Origin of the sequence: Bradyrhizobium glycinis (assembly GCF_016031655.1) — a bacterium.
GTDB lineage: Bacteria > Pseudomonadota > Alphaproteobacteria > Rhizobiales > Xanthobacteraceae > Bradyrhizobium > Bradyrhizobium glycinis.
Genome location: NZ_JACCHQ010000001.1, coordinates 494,692 through 512,522 on the forward strand (window position 1 = coordinate 494,692; position 17,831 = coordinate 512,522).

18 protein-coding genes and 1 pseudogene are annotated in these 17,831 nt (G+C 62.7%); 9 read left to right on the forward strand and 10 right to left on the reverse strand.

Annotated elements, in window-relative coordinates; genetic code table 11:
- Positions 1–337 precede the first annotated feature (337 nt).
- The gene (dusA, locus tag HZZ16_RS02305) at positions 338–1,333 is read left to right on the forward strand and encodes a tRNA dihydrouridine(20/20a) synthase DusA (protein WP_197946884.1); all 996 of its coding nucleotides are present in this window, start codon (positions 338–340) and stop codon (positions 1,331–1,333) included.
- A gap of 5 nt (positions 1,334–1,338) precedes the next feature.
- On the opposite strand, the gene HZZ16_RS02310 is transcribed toward dusA, so the two are convergent.
- The 5 genes from HZZ16_RS02310 to HZZ16_RS02330 all read right to left on the reverse strand — a co-directional run bounded on the left by HZZ16_RS02310 (position 1,339) and on the right by HZZ16_RS02330 (position 6,168).
- Complete coding sequence (locus HZZ16_RS02310; RefSeq protein ID WP_197946885.1) at positions 1,339–1,893, reverse strand: TIGR02281 family clan AA aspartic protease; 555 nt, start codon at positions 1,891–1,893, stop codon at positions 1,339–1,341.
- A 28-nt stretch (positions 1,894–1,921) separates the two neighbouring features.
- The gene (locus HZZ16_RS02315) at positions 1,922–2,125 is read right to left on the reverse strand and encodes a DUF1289 domain-containing protein (RefSeq protein ID WP_197946886.1); all 204 of its coding nucleotides are present in this window, start codon (positions 2,123–2,125) and stop codon (positions 1,922–1,924) included.
- 44 nt (positions 2,126–2,169) lie between these two features.
- On the reverse strand, positions 2,170–3,765 hold the full coding sequence (locus tag HZZ16_RS02320; protein WP_197946887.1) for a sensor histidine kinase: 1,596 nt from the start codon (positions 3,763–3,765) through the stop codon (positions 2,170–2,172).
- A 138-nt stretch (positions 3,766–3,903) separates the two neighbouring features.
- Positions 3,904–5,184 carry a sodium:proton antiporter NhaD gene (nhaD, locus tag HZZ16_RS02325; protein ID WP_197946888.1) on the reverse strand — a complete coding sequence of 427 codons (1,281 nt, stop codon included), beginning with the start codon at positions 5,182–5,184 and terminating at the stop codon, positions 3,904–3,906.
- Between the two features lie 111 nt (positions 5,185–5,295).
- Positions 5,296–6,168, reverse strand: coding sequence for an NAD(P)-dependent oxidoreductase (locus HZZ16_RS02330; RefSeq protein ID WP_197946889.1), 873 nt, complete (start codon positions 6,166–6,168; stop codon positions 5,296–5,298).
- A gap of 183 nt (positions 6,169–6,351) precedes the next feature.
- On the opposite strand from HZZ16_RS02330, the gene HZZ16_RS02335 reads away from it, so the two are divergent.
- The 8 genes from HZZ16_RS02335 (at position 6,352) to HZZ16_RS02370 (ending at position 13,096) form a co-directional block, all read left to right on the forward strand.
- Entirely contained in the window at positions 6,352–6,789 is a 438-nt protein-coding gene (locus HZZ16_RS02335) for a VOC family protein (RefSeq protein WP_197946890.1), read from the forward strand.
- Positions 6,790–6,842: 53 nt separating this feature from the next.
- Positions 6,843–7,979: an Mrp/NBP35 family ATP-binding protein gene (locus HZZ16_RS02340; RefSeq protein WP_197946891.1), complete on the forward strand. Its 1,137-nt coding sequence runs from the start codon at positions 6,843–6,845 to the stop codon at positions 7,977–7,979.
- A 204-nt stretch (positions 7,980–8,183) separates the two neighbouring features.
- A complete protein-coding gene (locus tag HZZ16_RS02345) occupies positions 8,184–9,272 on the forward strand; it encodes a TRAP transporter substrate-binding protein (RefSeq protein ID WP_197946892.1) in 1,089 nt (362 codons plus the stop codon).
- Between the two features lie 166 nt (positions 9,273–9,438).
- Complete coding sequence (locus HZZ16_RS02350; protein WP_197946893.1) at positions 9,439–10,527, forward strand: TRAP transporter substrate-binding protein; 1,089 nt, start codon at positions 9,439–9,441, stop codon at positions 10,525–10,527.
- Between the two features lie 257 nt (positions 10,528–10,784).
- Positions 10,785–10,922 carry a YunG family protein gene (locus tag HZZ16_RS38560; RefSeq protein WP_446479840.1) on the forward strand — a complete coding sequence of 46 codons (138 nt, stop codon included), beginning with the start codon at positions 10,785–10,787 and terminating at the stop codon, positions 10,920–10,922.
- 296 nt (positions 10,923–11,218) lie between these two features.
- Positions 11,219–11,596 carry a hypothetical protein gene (locus HZZ16_RS02360; protein ID WP_197946894.1) on the forward strand — a complete coding sequence of 126 codons (378 nt, stop codon included), beginning with the start codon at positions 11,219–11,221 and terminating at the stop codon, positions 11,594–11,596.
- 167 nt (positions 11,597–11,763) lie between these two features.
- The gene (locus tag HZZ16_RS02365) at positions 11,764–12,825 is read left to right on the forward strand and encodes a hypothetical protein (protein ID WP_197946895.1); all 1,062 of its coding nucleotides are present in this window, start codon (positions 11,764–11,766) and stop codon (positions 12,823–12,825) included.
- Positions 12,826–12,856: 31 nt separating this feature from the next.
- Entirely contained in the window at positions 12,857–13,096 is a 240-nt protein-coding gene (locus HZZ16_RS02370; protein WP_246509918.1) for a YunG family protein, read from the forward strand.
- 63 nt (positions 13,097–13,159) lie between these two features.
- Here the strand turns inward: HZZ16_RS02370 and HZZ16_RS02375 are convergent, their stop codons facing one another.
- From HZZ16_RS02375 to rpoH, 5 genes and pseudogenes are all read right to left on the reverse strand, one after another.
- Positions 13,160–13,369 carry a hypothetical protein gene (locus HZZ16_RS02375; protein WP_197946896.1) on the reverse strand — a complete coding sequence of 70 codons (210 nt, stop codon included), beginning with the start codon at positions 13,367–13,369 and terminating at the stop codon, positions 13,160–13,162.
- A 275-nt stretch (positions 13,370–13,644) separates the two neighbouring features.
- A complete protein-coding gene (locus tag HZZ16_RS02380; protein ID WP_197946897.1) occupies positions 13,645–13,989 on the reverse strand; it encodes a hypothetical protein in 345 nt (114 codons plus the stop codon).
- 191 nt (positions 13,990–14,180) lie between these two features.
- Positions 14,181–15,800, reverse strand: a complete 1,620-nt coding sequence (gene groL / locus HZZ16_RS02385; protein WP_197946898.1) for a chaperonin GroEL — start codon at positions 15,798–15,800, stop codon at positions 14,181–14,183.
- A gap of 38 nt (positions 15,801–15,838) precedes the next feature.
- Positions 15,839–16,152: pseudogene (gene groES / locus HZZ16_RS02390) on the reverse strand (co-chaperone GroES).
- A gap of 461 nt (positions 16,153–16,613) precedes the next feature.
- Positions 16,614–17,516, reverse strand: coding sequence for an RNA polymerase sigma factor RpoH (gene rpoH / locus HZZ16_RS02395; protein ID WP_197946899.1), 903 nt, complete (start codon positions 17,514–17,516; stop codon positions 16,614–16,616).
- Positions 17,517–17,831 lie beyond the last annotated feature (315 nt).

Sequence of the window (17,831 nt, forward strand, 5' to 3'; positions counted from 1 at the left end):
ACTTCCTTGCCAAAGCCGATTCTTGGTTTCGGTTGAACGTGCGTCGTTCTTGGCGTTTTCTTTGTGTCGCTCGCGTTGCAACGAGAATGGAGAAAGAAATGGCTCCGGCGACAAGGCGGCCAATTTTCTGAGGCGACTGAATGGACGCCGCCGTCCGTGTGCACTCGGGTTTTCGTGTGCACTATGTGTGCACTTAGGATGCCGATTGCGCGTTTCGGCTTCCAACCGGGGGATAGGATCCCAGAAAGAAACACAATATATCAAGGCTCGGTCGCGCCGGATTTCCCATCGGACCAGTCCGCTATGGGATTGGGTAGAGGCGGAATAGATTAACGAAATGAATGCTTTACACTGGAAATTCTCTTGTGCGCCCATGATGGATTGGACCGACCGGCATTGCCGGGTGTTCCATCGTCACCTGACGCGGCGGGGATTGCTCTATACCGAGATGCTGACGACCGGCGCCGTGATTCATGGCGACCGGGAGCGGCTGCTTGGGTTCGACGCGGTCGAGCACCCCGTTGCGCTTCAGCTCGGCGGATCGGATCCGCGCGAGCTCGCGGCGGCGGCACGGATCGGCGAGGACTTTGGTTATGACGAGATCAATCTCAATGTCGGCTGCCCGTCCGATCGTGTGAAGGATGGCCGTTTCGGCGCCTGCCTGATGGCCGAGCCGGAGCTGGTGGCGAGGTGCGTCGACGCGATGAAGCGCGTGGTCGCCGTTCCCGTCACGGTGAAGTGCCGCATCGGTATCGACGATCAGGATCCGGAGGTCGCGCTCGATGCGCTCGCGCGGGCGGTGGTCGCCGCAGGCTGCGATGCGTTGATCGTACACGCCCGCAAGGCCTGGCTCAACGGCCTGTCGCCGAAGGAGAACCGCGACATCCCGCCCCTCGACTATGATCGCGTCTACCGGCTCAAGCGCGCGATGCCCGATGTGCCCGTCATCATCAATGGCGGTGTTCGGAGCGTCGACGAGGCAAAGGCGCATCTTGCCCATGTCGACGGCGTGATGCTCGGCCGCGCCGCCTATCAGGAACCGTGGCGGCTGCTCACGGTCGATCGCGAAATCTTCGGCGGGCCGGTGCCGCACGCCACCATGCAGGACGCGCTCGAGGCGATGATGTCCTACATCGAAGAGCAACTCGCGCACGGCACGCGGCTGCACGCGATCACGCGGCATTTCGTCGGCGCATTTCACGCTGTGCCCGGCGCGCGCGCGTTCCGTCGGCATCTGGCTGAGCAGGGTGTGAAGCCCGGCGCCGGTCTCGACGTGCTACGCGAGGCGATCACGTTTGTCGGAGCCCCCCGCGCGCCGGCTGAGGCGGCCTAAGTGAGCTAGTCGACCGCCGTACGCGCGCGACGGTGGTTGGCCTGCAGCTCCGGATACCCTGTCAGCATCAGCGTGTCGGCGCGGACGCCCCAGCTTTCCAGGCGGTCAAGGAAGCTCATGCCGAGCAGATTGGTCTTCATCTGGCCGCGCTGCACGACGAGGGCTGGCACCGACTTCTCGACCAGCTTGCCGACGGCGAGACGGTCGAGCGTGAGCCGGGCCGCCTTGGTGTGGCCGCCCGCGGTCTCGAGATCGACGTCGTATTCAAGCATCTCGAGCGGCAGCCCGATCGCCTTGGCGGTTTCCCAGGTCAGCACCACCGATGTCGCGCCGGTATCGATTACCATCGGCGCAGTGACGCCGTTGATCTTCGCGCGCAGCGTGAATTCGCCGCCCTGGCCGCGCGGGATTTGCACGGCCGGCGCCGGGGAGGCGGCTTGTGCACGAAAAATATGCGAGACCTTGTGGCTGGCGCGCGCGATCTGGTCGGGATCGCCATAGGCGACGACGGCACCTGCCGTGCCGGCGAGCATGATCAGGACGAGCAGGAAGCGGATCATCGCGCGCCTCCAAGGGTACGCAGGCGGATCAGACGTGCTTTGGGGATCCCACGATCGGCACCAGTCCAGCTTCCGTCATGCGCTCCGGCAAGAGGGCCATGATCGCGCGCCGGTCCGCGCTCTCCATGGCGTGCCAGCGTGCGATCTCGGGCAAGGTGCGGCCGCAGCCGAAGCACAGCTTGGTCTTGGGATCGATCATGCACACGGCGACGCACGGCGTTTCTTTGCTCATACGGACATAGTGAGGGATGATCGGGCATGTCTGCAAGCATCTCGTTAAGAGCCTGTGCCAGCACTCATGATCGGCTTGTGCCGCGGCCGGCGTTTCTCGTCCGGCACAACGGAGCTCTCCGGCTGGAGCGGCGGAGAATCGTCCGAGAGTGGGGCAAGCGCGCTCATCACCCGCTCCGGCGGGAACGTGACGATCACCTCGGTGCCGATGCGCAGCTTCGATTTCAGCGTGAACGTGCCGCCGTGCAGGTCGATCAGGTTCTTGGCGATCGGCAGGCCGAGGCCGGCGCCCTGTTCAGCCGACTTGATCGAACTGGAGCCTTGGCCGAACGAGGCGAGCACGACCGGGATCTCGTCCTCGGGAATGCCGGAGCCGGAATCCCTCACCGAGAGATATTGTCCGCCGGAGGCTGTCCAGCCGGCCTTGAGCCAGATCTCGCCGCCCTGTGGGGTGAACTTGATGGAGTTGGAGAGCAGGTTGAGCACGACCTGGCGGATCGCGCGCTCGTCGGCCCAGAGCCGCGGCATGGCCTGCTCGAACACTTCGCGGATGGTGATGCCGCGGCTCGAGGCACGCAGCTTCATCAGATGATGGCAATCGGCGACGATGCCGACCAGGGATACCGCTTCCTCGTTGAGCTCGTAACGGCCGGCTTCGATCCGCGACAGATCGAGGATCTCGTTGATGAGGTTGAGCAGGTGCACGCCGGAATTATGGATGTCGGCGGAATATTCCTTGTAGACCGGCACCGCATGCGCGCCGAAAATCTCGCTCTTCATCACCTCTGAGAAGCCGAGGATGGCGTTCAGCGGCGTCCGCAGCTCATGGCTCATCTGCGCGAGGAAGCGCGACTTGGCGACGTTGGCGGCTTCGGCGCGGTGGCGCGCTTCGTCCGAGATTGCCTTGGCCTGCTCCAGCTCGCCGATCAGCGCGTCCTTTTCCGCACGCGCTTCCAGCGTGGCGAAGGTGGAGGAGTGCAGGCGGTGCGCCAGCAGGACGAAATAGCCTTCGGCGGCGAGCGCCAGCGCTGCCAGGATGTAATTGTCCAGCGATCCGGTCGTCACGAAGCTCAGCGCCATCGCAACCGCGACCGGTGCGGTGGCGGCAAGGGCTGCGATCGGCAGATTGGCCGCGAGCATGCTCGATACTGCGATCACAAGCAGCATCAAGAACATCATCAGCGTTTCCGTGACCATGTCGAGCACGGGATGGATCAGAATCGCCATCCAGCACAGGCCATAGAGCAGGTCGAGCACGACGAAGCGTGTCCGCCATGCGCGCGTCGCCGCGGGCGAGGCGGGCTCGGTCAGGAAGCGCCGGCAGCTGCGGATCATGGCGCTGTGGATGCAGAGCATGCCAACCGTCCAGGCCGCGGCCGGGATCGGCTGCATCCATAACCCGAACAGCAGCCCGGTCGCCACCACGAGGAGCATCACGACATAGGAGGCCGACAACCGCGTCTGGGCGTATTGCCCCAGCATCTCGGCGTCGAACGCCGGCCGGGTTCCACTGGTCGACGTTAACTTGTCGCGCGCCTCGCGCACCCGCTGCGCCGCAGCCCTTCGGCTGCTCGCCGATGGCGCGCTCACCGGCTCGGCCGGCAGCTGCACGACCTCGGGCTTTTCAGCGGGGTTACTCATCAAGCAACACGGATTCCTGCCCACGCCGGACGCGGGCTTTCTGCATTGTCTATCTCTGGCAAGAAATCCTTAAGAGCTGACTTAAGGAGCTAAAGAATTACGTTAACGCGGCGTTAATTTAGACCTCGCCGGTTCCGTTCAATGCAGCGCTGCGTGCTGCGCGATGTAGACCATCGCTCCCGCCAGATAGCCCACGAGCGCGGGGCCTGCGATGCGGCGGGCGTACCAGAAGAACTCGATCTTCTCGAGGCCCATAGCGGCGACGCCCGCGGCCGAGCCGATGATCAGGATTGAGCCGCCGGTGCCGGCGCAATAGGCGATGAACTCCCAGATGAAGCTATCCGGGGGGTACTGCACCAGATTGTACATGCCCATCGTCGCCGCGACGAGCGGCACGTTGTCGATAACGGCGCTCAGGAGCCCGAGCAGGATGACGATGATGTCGAGACGGCCGACGGTGGCGCCGAGCCACTTTGCCAGCAGTTCCAGGACACGGGCATGTTCCAGGCACGCCACGGCCATGAGGATGCCGACGAAGAACACGATCGAACTCATGTCGATGCGCGTCAGCGCATGGACGAGGGTGAGGGGACGGCGCACATCCTCGTCCTTGTGGCGGTGGACGATCTCGCCGACCAGCCAGAGAATGCCAAGCCCGAACAGGACGCCCATGAAAGGGGCGAGGTGGGTTAAGGCCTTGAAGACTGGAACGGCAACCAAGGTGCCGAGGCCGAGATAGAACATCAGATTGCGTTCGAACAGCTCGACCTTGAGCGCCTGCACCGACCCTTGCGGCGGCGGGACGATGTCCTTGCCCTTGAGCGAAAAGCCGATGATGAGCAGCGGTATCAACAAGTTCAGCAGTGACGGCAGGAACACCGACTTCATGATGTTGACGGGAGTGATCTGGCCTCCGATCCAGAGCATGGTCGTCGTGACGTCGCCGATCACGGTCCAGGCACCGCCGGCATTGGCGGCAATCACGATGATGGATGCAAACAGCAGGCGATCGCTCTTGCTGCCGATCAACTTCTGGATCAGCGAGATCATGACGATCGTGGTCGTGAGATTGTCGAGGATCGCACTCAGGAAGAACGTCACGAAGCCGATGATCCACATCAACGTGGTCTGCTTCGTGGTGCGGATGACCGAGGTGATGACCTCGAAGCCGTTATGGGCGTCGATGACCTCGACGATCGTCATGGCGCCGATCAGGAAGAAGACGATCTGCGCGGTCGAGGCGACGGATTCGTCGAGCTGGTGGTTGACGAGCGAGGCGTCGCCGACGGATAGCGCGTAGATGGTCCAGAGCAGGCCTGCTCCCAGCAGGGCCGAAGCGCTCTTGTTGATGCCGAGCGGATGTTCGAGCGCGATGGCGGCATACGCGACGATGAAAACGGCGGCTATCACGCTCAGCAAATCAATCCCCCGGAATTCGTTCTTCAGCTCGATGCGGCCTCGTCGCGGCGCAGGCACCGTGCAGAGGCTGGTGACGGTCGCACTGCCCGGCCGCGACCGTCGAGGCGTTCCTCAGCGCTGCAGGCGCGCAAGCAGGCTCGACGTATCCCAGCGCTTGCCGCCCATCTTCTCGACCTCCGAATAGAACTGATCGACCAGCGCGGTCACCGGCAGATTGGCGCCGTTGCGGCGGGCTTCGGCCAGCGAGATCGAGAGGTCCTTGCGCATCCATTCGACGGCGAAGCCGAAATCGTACTTGCCCTCGTTCATGGTCTTGTAGCGGTTTTCCATTTGCCAGGACTGCGCCGCCCCTTTCGAGATGGTCTCGATCACCGCGGCGACGTCGAGGCCGCTCTTCTTGGCGAAATGGATGCCCTCGGAGAGGCCCTGCACCAGACCGGCGATACAGATCTGATTGACCATCTTGGTCAGCTGGCCGCTTCCGGCGGGCCCGAGCAGCTTGCACATCCGGGCATAGGCGCCCGTGATGATCGGCTCGGCGCCGGAATAGGCCTCCTGTGCGCCGCCGCACATCACCGTCAGCACGCCGTTCTCGGCGCCGGCCTGGCCGCCGGAGACAGGGGCGTCGACGAATTTGAAGCCGGCCTTGGTGGCAGCGGCATCGAGCTCACGGGCGACCTCGGCAGAGGCGGTGGTGTGGTCGACGAAGGTCGCACCCTTCTTCATGCCGGCGAAGGCGCCGTCGGGGCCGATCGTGACCGCGCGCAGATCGTTGTCGTTGCCGACGCAGCACATCACGAAATCCTGACCCTCGGCGGCGGCCTTCGGCGTCGGTGCGGTCTTGCCGCCGAACTTGTCCGCCCATTCCTTCGCCTTGGCCGCGGTGCGGTTGTAGACGGTGACCTCATGGCCCCCTTTTTTCACGAGGTGTCCGGCCATGGGGAAGCCCATCACGCCAAGACCGAGGAAAGCGACTTTAGCCATTGTGGTACCTTGTCCGTAGTTCGGGTTTACGGTTCTTGCCAGGCGGGGGACGCCTGGGTTCCGCGGTGAGGGCGGACCGGAGGCGCACCATAAACCCTTGAGGCCAGAGGGCAACGGCTTCGTTTGGCGGGCTCCTGTGCTAGGCTGGCGACCCAAGGACTTCAAAACAAGGGAGCGAGAAGCATGGGCGGCGTGAGCGTGGGCGTCCTCGATCACTTCAACATCCGGACCCGGAATCTGGCCGAGACCGTCCGCTTCTACGAAGACGTGCTGGGCCTGGAAAAAGGCGCGCGGCCGAACTTCGCCTTCCCGGGCGCCTGGATGTACAGCGAGGGGAGGCCGGTGGTGCATCTCGTCGACATTTCTCCGACCGACGAGCCACAAAAGCCGGATTCCGGCGTTGTCCACCACGTGGCCTTCATCAGCCGCGGCTTTGACGGCATGAAACAGCGGCTGGCGTCAAAGGGGATGAAGTTCGAGTCCCGCCAGGTGCCCGGCGGCGATCTCTGGCAGATCTTCGTCCACGACCCCAACGGGGTCATGATCGAGCTGAACTACGAGGCCGCCCGGGAGCAGGGGGCGGCGCCGGCCGAAAAGGCGGACGATATCGGCAGACAGTAGCCTTTTGGGCGTTTCCGCTCTAATGGGGCATCCTCAACTCCAGGAGATGCGCTTTGAGCGTGACGCAGCAACAGGTTCTCGACAGCCTCAAGGGGGTCAAGTCGCCCCGCGGGGTCGCGCTTCCCCAGGCCAATGTGCTGAGCGCGATCAGCGCGTCTGATGGCAAGGTGTTCTTCTCGATCAATGTCGACGCCGCCGAGGCAAGGGCCTGGGAATCCGTCCGGGCCGAAGCGGAGGCCGCCGTGCGCAGCATTCCCGGCGTCACCACCGTCATGGTGGCGCTGACCGCCGAGCGCAAGCCGGGCTCCGCGCCGCCGCCACCCCCGCAGCCGAGCCGCGGCGCGCCCGGCGTGCAGCCTGCCCATGCCCACAAACCGCCGCAGGGCGCTGGGTCGCCGATGGCGCGGCAATCGGAAATTCCCGGCGTAGCCGCCGTGATCGCGGTCGCCTCCGGCAAGGGCGGCGTCGGCAAGTCGACCACGGCGCTCAATCTGGCGCTCGGCCTGCGCGACCTCGGCCTCAAGGTCGGGCTGCTCGATGCCGATATCTACGGCCCCTCGGTGCCGCGCCTGACGGGCCTGCGCGACAAGCCGGAGCTGAACGACGAGCGCAAGATGATTCCGCTTCGGCGCTTCGGGCTCGCCATCATGTCGATCGGCTTCCTGGTCGAGGAGGAGACCGCGATGATCTGGCGCGGCCCGATGGTGATGTCGGCCGTGACGCAGATGCTGCGCGACGTTGAATGGGGCAAGCTCGACGTGCTGGTCGTCGACATGCCCCCGGGCACCGGCGATGCCCAGCTCACGCTGGCGCAGAACGTGCCGCTCAAGGGCGCCGTGATCGTCTCGACCCCGCAGGACCTGTCCCTGATCGACGCGCGGCGGGGGCTTGTCATGTTCAAGAAGGTCAATGTGCCTGTGCTCGGGATTGTGGAGAACATGAGCTACTTCCAATGTCCGCATTGCGGCACGCGGTCCGACATTTTCGGCCATGGCGGCGCCCGACATGAGGCCGAGAAGCTCGGGGTGCCATTCCTCGGCGAGGTCCCCCTGCACATGGCGATTCGCGCCACCTCGGACGCCGGCAATCCCGTGGTCGACAGCGAGCCGGACGGCCCTCATGCGGCGATCTACCGCGCCATCGCCGGCCAGGTCCGGGACCAGCTCAAGGGCGTCATTGGCGCGGCCTGACCGGTCGCCGCAGCAAGCTCCGGGGACATGCGACTTTCGTAGAGTCCCGTTATGCCATTGTCGCGTTCCGAAACCGGGCTGGCCGTGTTAAAGGCCCACGGCAGTCAAGCCCCTTCGGTTCGACGCGACCTCAACGCGTCGCCGGAAAGCGCGGCGGCATAAGAGAAGCCAAGGGGAAACGCCCCAGCAAGGAGAGACCTGAAGATGAAGCGTCGTGATTTTCTCAAAGTGTCGGCAGCAGGCGCGGCGGCGACCGCGGTGGCCTCGCCGGCGATCGCACAATCCTCGCCCGAGGTGAAGTGGCGCCTGACTTCGAGCTTCCCGAAGTCGCTCGACACCATCTATGGCGGCGCCGAGCAGGTGGCGAAGTACGTCGCCGAGATGACTGACAACAAGTTCCAGATTCAGGTGTTCGCCGCCGGCGAAATCGTCCCCGGCCTCCAGGCGCTCGATGCGACCTCGAACGGCACGGTCGATATGTGCCACACCGTCTCGTACTATTACGTCGGCAAGGACCCCACGTTCGCGATCTTCGCCTCGGTGCCGTTCGGCCTCAATGCGCGCCAGCAGAATTCGTGGCTGTATCAGGGCGGCGGCAACGAACTCGCCAACGAGTTCTTCAAGAAGTCGAACGTGATCGGCTTCCCCTGCGGCAACACCGGTACCCAGATGGGCGGCTGGTTCCGCAAGGAGATCAAGACTGTTGCCGACCTCTCCGGCCTCAAGATGCGCATCGGAGGCATCGCCGGCCAGGTGCTGCAGAAGGTCGGCGTCGTGCCCCAGCAGCTCGCCGGCGGCGACATCTATCCCGCGCTGGAGAAGGGCACCATCGACGCGGCCGAGTGGGTCGGCCCCTACGATGACGAGAAGCTCGGCTTCGCCAAGGTTGCCAAGTACTACTATTATCCGGGCTTCTGGGAGGGCGGTCCGACCGTCCACGCCTTCGCCAACCTGGAAAAGTTCAATTCGCTGCCGAAGAGCTACCAGGCGATCCTCACCAATGCGACGGCGAACGCCAACAGCTGGATGGCCGCGCGCTACGACATGCAGAACCCGGCGGCGCTGAAGCGCCTGGTCGCCGGCGGCACCCAGCTTCGTCCGTTCACCAACGAGGTGCTGGAAGCCTGCCTCAAGGCGACCAACGAATTGTGGGCTGAGGTCTCGGCCAAGAACGCCGACTTCAAGAAGTCGATCGACGCCATGCAGGCCTACCGCTCCGACGAATACCTCTGGTGGCAGGTCGCCGAATACACCTACGACACCTTCATGATCCGCGCGCGCACCCGCGGCTGATCTACGGCTGAAGTCGGAAGACCGGAAAGCCCGGCCTCGCTCGCGAGGCTGGGCTTTTTCTTTGCCGCAGTGCGATCGGGATGGCATTCGGTCCCGTGATGTTCCATTCTGTCGGCAAGCCTCGGCAAGAAAGGCTCCACAATCAGATCCATCAGGGTAGGAAATCATGAAGAGAAGAGACTTCATCAAGGTCACAGGACTTGGTGCGGCCGGCGCCGCCACGCTCGCGGCGCCCGCGATCGCGCAGTCGATGCCGGAAATCAAATGGCGCATGCCGACGAGCTGGCCGAAATCGCTCGACACGCTGTTTGGCGGCGCCGAGATGATGTGCAAGATGGTCGCCGAGGCCACCGACAACAAATTCCAGATCCAGATCTTCGCGGCCGGCGAAATCGTGCCGGGCCTGCAGGTGCTCGACGCCGTGCAGAACGGCACCTGCGAGATCGGCCACACCGCGTCCTATTATTATTTCGGCAAGGACCCGACCTTCACCTTCGGCTCGGCCGTGCCGTTCGGTCCCAACATGCGCATCAACCAGGCCTGGTACATGCTGGGCGGCGGCCGCGACGTGCTCAACGAGTTCTACAAGGGCTACAACGTCGTCTCGCTGCTCGCGGGCAACACTGGCTGCCAGATGGGCGGCTGGTTCAGGAAAGAGGTCAACACGCCCGACGATCTCAAAGGCATGAAGTTCCGCATCGGCGGCTTCACCGGCCGCGTGCTCCAGAAGCTCGGCGTGGTGCCGCAGCAGCTTGCCGGCGGCGATATCTATCCGGCGCTGGAGAAGGGCACGATCGACGCCGCCGAATGGGTCGGGCCCTATGACGACGAGAAGCTCGGCTTCTACAAGATCGCGCCGCACTATTATTATCCCGGCTGGTGGGAAGGCGGACCGATGCTGATGGCATTCGTCAACCTCGACAAATGGAACGCGCTGCCGAAATATTACCAGAGCGTGCTGGAGCAGGCCGGCCACTACGCCAACAATTACATGATGGCGCGCTACGACAACGCCAATCCGCTGGCGCTGAAGAAGCTGCTGGCGGGCGGCACCAAGCTGCACGCCTTCTCGCCCGCGATCATGGATGCCTGCTACAAGGCCGCCAAGGAGCTGCACGCCGAAGTCGCTGCGACCAACCCGAACTTCAAGAAGGTGCACGACTCGCTCGCCAAGTTCACGAGCGACGGCTACTCCTGGTTCCAGGTCGCCGAGGTCGGCTACGACATCTTCATGGCGCGGCGCTCGCAGAGCTGATCGCCCGGTCCATCGCATGCAGCGCCCCGGAGCGAAGGCTCCGGGGCGCTGTCGTTGACATGCGGGACCGCGTCCAAACAAAAACCTGGAAAACAACCCCATGCACAGTAGACGGGGACAGGTTTATCAATGACTTGGCGGCCTAGCGCGAGCTTTGCTGAATTGCCGAACTCACTTGTTGCGTCGGGCAAAACAGTGGTAGAAGCCTATGATCGCATAATCCGAATTTCGGCTCGATGCCCGGCCTAGGGGATCCGATGAGCTTCGATCCCGATCGAATTCAGAGCGCATTGCGCCAGGCTTGGTCGCTGGCGACAGCCAGTCAATGGACGGCGGACAATCCCGCGGCCGGGCAGTGCAACGTCACTGCGCTGCTCATTGCTGCTCATTCATGAGCTCTTCGGCGGCGACCGCCTGAAGACGCCCTGCCGGCCAGCGACCATTATTACAAATCGGATCGAAGGCAAGAGATACGACTTCACGGCGCGCCAGGGATCGGTTTGACCGGCAGGTCGCGATCAATCGCCTGCCAGTGGCGACAGTTGGGAAATAAATCCTCTTCGAAGCGAAGGCGCGTCACGTCGAACGTTGTCGTCCGTGACATCAAAATGACCTGGCAAGCAAAATCTCTGGGTAGTAGACCGACCCGGAGATCGGGTATGCTATGGCTTTACAACCTGAGGACGAATTCATGGCGAGCCTTTCAGAGCACGAACTGGCGGTGAGAGAACTGCTTCTGCGGACGCGGCCGGATGCTGCAGCGTTGAGTGATGCGACGATCAACGACCTCGTCAAAGGAAACAACCCGACGTCAGGAAGCGGCGGTCCTGCACTGGAGCTGAACTTGTGGCCTCTGGTGGAAGAAGTGGTGAAATGGCTACCCGTCGTTTCGGCAGTCGTATCAGTTGTAAGCAATACGCTGAATATCAAGAAGGCGTTGACTCCCGAGAAGAAACCAAGCGTTACGGAGATTGCCGATGCAGTCGTGGAGCGCCTCGTTCAAGAGAACATAGTGGTGACATACGATCGCGCTGCGATTGAGAACGCGGTCAAGCTTGCTCTGCCTTAGCAATGTCGCTCCGGCGCGTTCTTCAATCGATCAACGGTAGAGCATACCACGTCCTGAATTGGATTCGACCGCTGGTCAGGCAGCCGGCGCTGCTGATCCTTCTGCCAGCTGCAGCTCTCAACGCTCAATGGAGCTTGGCGGCGCTCGTTGCAGTGTCCTGCGTTTGCATGTGGTGGCTCGTTCGCGAGACCGCGAACGCGAGCGCTGCATATCACCTCGTAAATTGGTTGATCGGGCGGATTGAGCGCGAGTCCCAAATTCGGGTGTGTGAACCGACGGACTATTTTCCCGGATCGCAGACAGAGGATATCTGGTCGAACGGCGAGTCGGTCTCGGTATCGCTCATCGTCGTCCCCACACTGGGCGTGCCGGTTGCCGTGCCGGTGAGGAAAGATCGCGCGATCATTGCATTCCATTCCGGCCCCGATCAAATGCTCGGGAATCCATATCGGTACTACCCATTGCTGCATGAATTCGGTCATGTCGGCGGCCTTCACACGCGAGCAATTGCGTTCGCTCCCCGCAATTCCTTCGGTTACATCTCGACCGCCGCCCTGGTCGTGGCGTTTGCGCATCCGGTGCACTGGCTGCTTTTGCCGTTGATCATCGCATTCGCCTGTTGGGCCTCAATGTTCTGCTATCATGAGGAAACCCTTCAAGCCGAAGTCGCAGCCGATCATTTCGCCCTGGAGGCAACGCACGACCTGGCCAGGGCCGGCTTCTTTCGAACTGCCGACAATGTCGGGCCGGTCTACGACGACGGTCCCCTGCAGGGCCTGGACAATGCGTTGCCCAAGCACCTTCAAGAAACCAGAAGTATGATTTTCGCCATGATGCGTGCCGACGTCAGGACCCAGGGATTCGCCGATCTCGATTACTATACGACCCTGGCGATCAGACACCACGGCAAGCAGGTTGAGGGCCTGATCGTTTCGGGCTTCGCCTTGGCCTTGGTCGCGTGCTCGATATTCCTTGTTCAGAACGTCTCGTGGCCAGGTCCTCTGGCGTTGATTGTCCCGGCGATATTGGTGATCTTTTATGCTCTGGTGTCCGAACGATACACCGAGCTGGGCAAGCGATTGCTGAAGATCCTGATGGAATCTGACCCGGAGGGTGCTGAGCGTTCGCTCCAGGCCGTCCTGGAGTGGTCAGCCAAAAACCGACCGCGGACGCTGGCGATGTGGGGATGGTTGGAACAGCTCGACCAATGGCTAGACCGGAGAAGATAGCGCGACTGGGAGCACGGACAACAGCCAGCTGGTGGCGGACAATCCGGCCGCGGGACAATGCAACGTCACGGCGTTGCTGATCCACGAGCTCTTCGGCGGCGAGCTGCTGAAGACACCGCTGCCGGCCGGCGATCATTTCTACAATCGGATCGAGGGGCGGAGGTACGACTTCACGGCGAGCCAGTTCGATCGGCTGATCGCTTACATGGATTTACCTGCAAGTCAGGCCGACGCAGAGCTGGGAGTGACGAGCGACCAGCTGGCGAATTGAGAACGGCCTTTCGGGAGCACTGGATCAAGCCGGGCTGACGGCGGCCGGGGTTGGTCTAAACCGTTAGCGAACGACGCCGGCCGCGTCATCGCTGCTCTGAATGAGCCAATCGACTCCGACCAGGCCAGCTTCGAGGATGACGAAGGCGGCAATGCCGCCGAGCCAGCCGAAAAAGACGACGGCGAAGGTCCCGAGCAAGATCGCGCAAAAAACGTCCGCGAGGACCTTGCAGATGCGAAAGTCCCGGTCCTGTCCGGGTGGAAAATACGACATCGGGTTCCTCCAGACGCAGCTCTGTCCTAGAATTTAGTCTAGTATTTAATTCCAATCGCGGCCAAGGAGGGTTGTCGGCCTGCTACACGGACGCAATTGGCGGGGGCGCCGGCAGTCGCCCGAGCCGTCCCCGTGAGTTCTCGGCGGGGCTCAAGGCAAGCATGCGATCTCATTCCGCAGGCGGGCGTTTCAGGGCCGCTGCAGCCAGTGATCATAGCGTCGAGGCTGCAAGCAATCCCGGCCGCGGAGTTCACCAACGCCGGGGATCTTCGGGTTCAAGAGCCAAACGACGACGCTGGAAGCTCGCGCGGTGCCACCATGAACCAGTATGAAGGCGTATGCGCCGGCATCAAGGTATCGACCTTGGCATTCACGCTATCGTTCCAGTTCATCCATGGCATCGACTCAAGATGAGGAATCGGTGGGAGCGCGATCTTCTTTTCGAACGCGTCGGCCGGAAGGAGTTTGCCCGGCACACGATCCATTCCCCAGGTTGCCAGCGACGGCAGCAGGAGGATCGCAGCGATGGACGTCTCGAGTATCCGGCGGACTAGGCGTTGCGCGAGCATTACCCGGGATTTCTCCGCCCGAGCGGAGATGATGATTTGATCGGTGACCATCTCATCCTCCTATCGTTCGAAAAAGACTGATCCAGGCGATCGTGGCGCAGCTGAGGGTGAACATCAGCCTGTGCACGGCCGCCGCTCCGTTTCTACGCAGCCTTTGCTGACGATCTCTGCTCATCTGACAGCTCCTGGTAACGTCGATCTGTCCTTTCCTGGTTCGTGGCGTTGGTCCGTTACTTGCCAGGCTAAAAATCCATCTGCGGCGCGGCTGGGGCTTCTGCCTTCTTCGGTTTCTCGGCGACGAGCGCTTCGGTGGTGATCAGAAGGGCGGCGATAGACGCGGCATCCTGCAAGGCTGTGCGAACCACCTTGGCCGGGTCGATCACGCCGGCCCGCACCAGATCCTGGTACTCGCCAGTCGCGGCGTTAAAGCCCCAATTGTAGTCGCTCTTCTCGATCAGCTTGCCGACCACCAACGAACCGTCCTCGCCGGCATTCTCGACGATCTGGCGGGCCGGCATCTGGATCGCCCGGCGCACGATATCGACCCCCGCCTTTTGGTCGGCGTTGGCGGTCTTGACGTGTTCAAGCGCCTTGAGCGCACGCAACAGCGCCACCCCGCCGCCCGGCAGGATGCCTTCTTCCACCGCGGCGCGGGTCGCATGCATCGCGTCGTCGACACGATCCTTGCGCTCCTTGACCTCGACTTCAGTGGCGCCGCCGACCCGGATTACGGCCACGCCGCCGGCGAGCTTGGCAAGCCGCTCCTGCAACTTCTCGCGATCGTAGTCCGAGGTGGTCTCCTCGATCTGCAGCTTGATCTGGGCAACGCGCGCCTCGATGTCCTTCTTGGCGCCGGCGCCATTGACGATGGTCGTGTTCTCCTTGTCGATTACCACCTTCTTGGCCCGGCCGAGCATGTTGAGCGTGACGTTCTCGAGCTTGATGCCGAGATCTTCGGCGATCATCGTGCCGCCGGTGAGGATCGCGATGTCCTCCAGCATCGCCTTGCGGCGATCGCCGAAGCCCGGCGCCTTGACGGCCGCGATCTTCAGCCCGCCGCGCAGCTTGTTCACGACCAGTGTCGCCAGCGCCTCGCCTTCGATGTCTTCGGCGATGATCAGCAGCGGCTTGCCCGACTGCACCACCGATTCGAGCAGCGGCAGCATCGATTGCAGTGCGGACAGCTTTTTCTCGTGAATCAGGATGTAGGGGTCTTCGAGTTCCGCCCGCATCTTTTCGGCATTGGTGACGAAATAGGGCGACACATAGCCGCGATCGAACTGCATGCCCTCGACCACCTCCAACTCCGTGTTGAGGCTCTTTGCCTCCTCCACCGTGATGACGCCTTCGTTGCCGACCTTCTTCATAGCCTCGGCGAGGAAGCGGCCGATCTCGGTGTCGCCATTCGCGGAGATCGTCGCGACCTGGGCGATCTCGTCGTTCGCCGTGACCTTCTTGGCGTGCGATTTGAGGTCATTGACGATCGCCTCGACTGCGAGGTCGATGCCGCGCTTGAGGTCCATCGGATTCATGCCCGCGGCAACCGACTTGGCGCCTTCCTTGACGATCGATTGCGCCAGCACGGTCGCAGTCGTCGTGCCATCGCCGGCGATGTCGCTGGTCTTGGACGCCACCTCGCGCACCATCTGTGCGCCCATGTTCTCGAACTTGTCTTCGAGCTCGATCTCCTTGGCCACGGTGACACCGTCCTTGGTGATGCGCGGCGCCCCGAACGATTTCTCCAGCACCACGTTGCGGCCTTTCGGTCCGAGTGTCACCTTGACGGCGTTTGCCAGCGTATCGACGCCGCGCAGCATGCGGTCGCGGGCTTCCGTCGAGAATTTGACGTCCTTGGCAGCCATGACGTTCTCTCCTTTCCCCTTCAATGAGTGTCAGCGCTTCACGCGGCCTTCTTCGTCGCGGCGGTCTTCTCGACCACGCCCAGCAAATCGCTCTCCTTCATGATGAGAAGTTCTTTGCCGTCGATCTTCACCTCCGTGCCGGACCATTGCCGAACAGCACCCGGTCGCCGACCTTCACATCGAGCGGCACCAGCTGGCCCTGTTCGTTGCGGCCACCGGGCCCGGCGGCGATCACCTCGCCCTCCTGCGGCTTTTCCTTGGCGGTGTCCGGAATGATGATGCCGCCAGCAGTCCTCTCCTCGGCATCGATGCGTCGCACCAGCACGCGATCATGCAATGGACGGAAATGCATGCACATCCTCCCCTACAATTCAGCGATGTCATAAAAACCGGGGCGGAACCGGCCGCCGGCAAAATCGACCTAGGCGCGGCAAAGATGAGGTCAAGAGGGTCTACGAAAATTTTTTCGACATCGCCGGAGAGGTTTCCGCGACGAATTGTCGTGACACTCCAGGACCGAGCGGCGCCCCTGCCGGCTTTCCGCAGTGCGGTAGGTCCGTCCCTTCAACTATCCTCTTACACGGCCGTGGGCGGCGCTTCCCTAGGGGGGTCCGCGGAGGGCGGCCGAACGCGCAGCGAGTGCCGATAGGCGGAGCTGGCCGTAAGGCTGCGAAGCATGCCTTGGTCGATCCGGGTATACTCCGTCGCCATGCGGGCGGAGGAAAAACGTTCCTCGAACCGGGCGCGTACGGCTTTGCGGTCGAGCGCCAGCAATCCGGGAATGGCCCGCACCGCCTCATCGACATCGCTGCGTCAGCCACGATCGCGAAGGCGCGGAGATCCATGCAAACGGGAGCGCATCGCGCTGCGGATCTTTTGTAGTGCGCGAACCTCGATCTGCCGGACCCGCTCGCGCGACACGCCGAAACTGCCGGCAAGCTCCTCTAGGGTCTTCGGCTGTTCGGCCAGGAATCGCGCTCCGACGATATGGCGCTCGCGGGGGTTAAGGACAGCGAGCGCGTCGTTCAGCGCGCTGCTCAGCCTGTTGCGATCCTCCAGCTCAGCCAGCAGCGTTTCGGGATCGGGCGCCGGATCGACGAGCCACTCCTGGATTTCCTCGGACCCGTCTTCCCGCGTCGTGGGCAGGTTGAGCGAAGTGTCGCCCCGCATCCTGCCGTTCATCTCGACGACCTCACACGAGGCTACTTTTAGTTCGCCGGCGATATATTCGGCCTGCTCCGGCGACAGATCGACGTCGTCGCTCGCAGAGATTCGGCTCTTTAGTCTTCGCAAGTTGAAGAACAGCTTTTTCTGGGCGGCGGTCGTGCCCATCTTCACCAACGACCAGGACCTCAGAATATATTCGTGGATCGTCGCCTTGATCCACCACATCGCATAGGTCGCAAGCCGAACGCCTTTGTCGGGTTGGAAGCGTTTCACCGCCAGCATCAAGCCGACATTCGCCTCCGAGATCAGGTCAGCGACGGGAAGACCATAGCCGCGATACCGCAGCGCCAGCTTGGCGGCCAGTCGAAGGTGGCTTGTAACCAAGCGATAGGCCGCCTCGCGATCACCATGCTCGCGCCAGCGCCGCGCGTACATTGCTTCATCGGCGGCGTCCAACAGCGGGTACTTGCGAATGGCGGTCAGGTACCGGCAGAGCCCGCCTTCCGATTGGATCGCGGGCAGATTCGATCGGGCGGACAAGGTGCTCATTTCCAATTCCTCCTTCAGAGCAAAGTGGCTGAGCTAACCGAGCATGCGCCTGGGCCCAGAAGCGGCGCCCAAGCGATGCCAGCGGCGCTCACAAAATGTCGTATCTTCCGAATTGTTCCTTCGAGAAATAAGAGCTGTGCCGGGCTCCTGTGGGTGGCGATCAGCGGGCGGTGAATTCGACAATGGCCTTGCCGGCGGTCGATTATCGACGGGGGCCCCAGTATGGGGTGGTTGCAGCGCCAAGGGGGCCGTCCGCAGCGGCGGTGATGCGAAGCGCACAATCGGCCGAAGCCGGTCCGGGAGGGCAAAAATGCA